This is a genomic window from Cytophagia bacterium CHB2 (assembly GCA_030263535.1).
Classification (GTDB): Bacteria; Zhuqueibacterota; Zhuqueibacteria; order Zhuqueibacterales; family Zhuqueibacteraceae; genus Coneutiohabitans.
This window is the reverse complement of the sequence record SZPB01000547.1, coordinates 1-3,074: the sequence shown is the minus strand read 5'-3', so window position 1 is coordinate 3,074 and position 3,074 is coordinate 1. Positions and strand designations below refer to the sequence as shown.

The following is a 3,074-nucleotide window of genomic DNA, read 5'->3' as shown; positions in this document are numbered from 1 at the left end:
GAATGAGCGCCCATGCGCTTGTGAGTTTGAGCGCGAATATCATTACCAGCGAGGCGGCGCAGGTTTTTGACAGCCCGGCAAACGAGAGCGCGAGCGGCGCGATATCGCGCAAATAGAAAGCCTGCAAAAAGACTGAGGCGATCGTGGAAAGCAAGATCGCCCAGCACGCGCCGATCATACCGAATTGGGCGATGAGCACATAGCTCAACACGACGTTCCAAACGAGTCGGTGGGCATTGACGCGCAGGTCAAGATCCGGGCGGCCGGCGATTACAAGCGCGTTGGCAAACAATTTCGCCAGCGTCAGTGGAAAAGTAACCCAGGTTAAGAGCCGCAAGACGTCCGCCGCAGCGCTGAAGCTTTCGCCGAAGAATAACACGATGATTTTCGGGCTCAGCTCATGCACGGCAACGGCGAGAGGCAGATAAAAGGCAATGGTGTACTGCATGCCTTTGTCAAGCAGCAGTTTGAAATCCTCGCGGAGGTGATGAAAGAGCCGGGCCATGGCAGGATAAAGCGCGGTGAGCACGCTGCCGCCGGCAAACGCGATGAGATCCATCAAACGATAACCAGCGCTATAGTGCCCCACGGCTTCGGCGTCGCATATTTGGGAGAGCATGACGATATTCAAGCGCCAATAGACTGTCGCAAGAATTGCCATCAGCGCAAAGGTGGGCGCAGCATTGAGCATGTTGCGCAACACTTGGCGATTCCACACGCGGCCGGGCGCGCCGAGATGTTTGCATTGCGCCCAGCCGGCCATCGCCGCGGCAGCGATCCGGCTAAACGTGAAGGAGATGAGCAGCCAGTGCATGCCCAGACCATAATAAATGATAAGCAGTCCGAGAACAGTGCGTACAATCGTCTCAACGATGAAAACGGCGCTCGCAATTGCCATGTGATCGAAAGCATACAGAAACGACACGGAGATATAAAGCATAACCGCGGGCATCAGTGAAAAGCTAACGGCGAAAAGTCCGTTTAAGGTTTCGGCGTCATAACCGGCAACCTTGGCAAAGGCCAGCATGAGTAATTGCGCCAGCAGAGCGGCGGCCAGACCGACGGCCATCGCACAATTATGCAGCGCTGGCCAATGCGACGGGTTTTTGCCGACCTCGCGGATGAGATATTCACGCAGCCCCAGCCCGGCGATATTTTCGAAGATATTGACCAGCGAAAGCGCGAACATGTACACCCCCAATCCTGCAGCGCCATCGATGCGGGCCAGTGTGATCACGAAAGCCATGCCTAGCAAAGGATTGAGTACCTGCACGAGCAAAAGAGAAGAAGCATTTTTCAAAATTTTGCCGGACATGTCAATTCTTTCCTAGAATTACTGTACATGGCGTGGTGTTTTGAATACCACTGCTTTTTTGATGAAGGCGTGTGATGGCGCATATTAGGGCGACATAAAACCACAAGATCGGGACACGGCCGATTTCTTCGTAGTCGACCAGGCAATGAATCATGAAGGCAAGCAAGCCGCCGATCAGCCCGGCGGCCACCATGGCCGAATCGGGAGCGGCATTTTTCGCCAACGTGAAGCCATAATAAAATACCAGGGAAAACAGCCCCAGCAGCACCAGCAAGCTCGCCACTCCCAGTTCGGCGGCAACTAAGAGATACATATTGTGAACTTTGGCTTGAAAGGTAAACGGCACTGCCGGGTCGCCATACCGTGGCAGCCACAGGCGATAATTGCCGTAACCGATTCCCCACGGATGATCCTGGATGATTTTCATGGCAATACGCGCCATCGGCTCGCGTGTGGCGAAGGAGCCTTCATCGGCGCTGGTAAACCGCGCGATGAAGGTGCCGATATTAATCAAAACGAAGGGAATAACGAGCAGCGCGATAAGCTTCAGACTTTGCAGCGCTCTTGCGCGCAGCGCCGATTGCATGATCATGATCGCAAAAACAAGTCCGCTTCCCAGGACGACGCCAATCCATGCGCCGCGCGAGAGCGTGGCCACCAAAGCGCCGCCGCCAATCACCAGCGTCGCGCTCGAAAGCAGGCGATATTTTTTATTCTGCGCCGCAATCGTGACGGCCAGGGCAAGCGGCAGCACCAGCCCGAGAAAGCGCGCGAATTGATTGGCATGGCCGAAGGTTCCACCAGGACGAATAGCGGTATCGCCGGTGTTCAATTCTTGTGATAATACCTTGTCGGGTTCGCCGAGCAGAGTAATGCCCAACTGGCCGCCGGAGAATTTTTGTCCGAAACTCAAAAAGCTTTCGAGTATCGTCATGGCGAATAAGACCATGACCAGATGTTTGAGTGCGGCCGGATTCGGGACGCTTTTCGCCGTAATCCAAACGAGCATCATCATGCGAAAAAAACGGAGAAGCTCGAATAATGTGCGGTCGGCCTCTTTTGCAACATTCAAGGAGAGCGCCGCGAGCAGGAATAATCCGATCATGAACCATTTCAAGGCGCGCGGCTGAAGGGGCTGGCGCTGCTCGCGCGGAACAGTGAGCATGTATTTAAACCATAAGCCGAGTAGCGCAAGATCCAACAAGCTCATGGCAATGCGATAGTCACCGCCGAGTTTTTGATTGAAGTAGAGGCTAAAATCAAAACCCACCAGCGGAATCGCGACCACCAAGGCCGTTAATAAGGCCAAATGCCGCTGGCCGATTACCAGTATCGCGATGACGCCGATGCAGAGCGCGATGAGCGCGCCCAACCATTGATTCGGAAAACTCGCAAGGCGGTAAGCGACAGAGGCATAAACCAAAAGCAATGTTCCACTGGCAAGCCAGCGCAGGTATTTTGAAGCATTGTCGCGATCGGGCGCAATCATGGCTGTTGAGATCGTGGGGCGCATGCGAATTCGTGCCTCAGGGGCAGAGCTATATTCAAACGTTTACGGACGATATGCGGTTTAACAATCGCGGCACGAGAAGGCGTAAATGTGTTTTTGACCAGCGTAATTTCCTTATCGCCAACTCCAACAGGGCAAGACTATCCCATGAAGCCTTACGGTATACATTTTTCCTAGGCCTCGCGCGCCGTGCACTCAATACGCACCCGCACCCAGAAGCACGTTGAACGGTGTTTTGAACAAGATTTT

At 54.1% G+C, this 3,074-nt stretch carries 2 protein-coding genes; both read right to left on the bottom strand.

The features are described from left to right. Positions 1-1,315 (bottom strand): flippase (locus FBQ85_28730; GenBank protein MDL1879119.1); only part of this gene is annotated, 1,315 nt, incomplete at its 3' end. Position 1,316: 1 nt separating this feature from the next. Then, positions 1,317-2,828: an O-antigen ligase family protein gene (locus tag FBQ85_28725; GenBank protein MDL1879118.1), complete on the bottom strand. Its 1,512-nt coding sequence runs from the start codon at positions 2,826-2,828 to the stop codon at positions 1,317-1,319. Between the last annotated feature and the right edge of the window lie 246 nt (positions 2,829-3,074).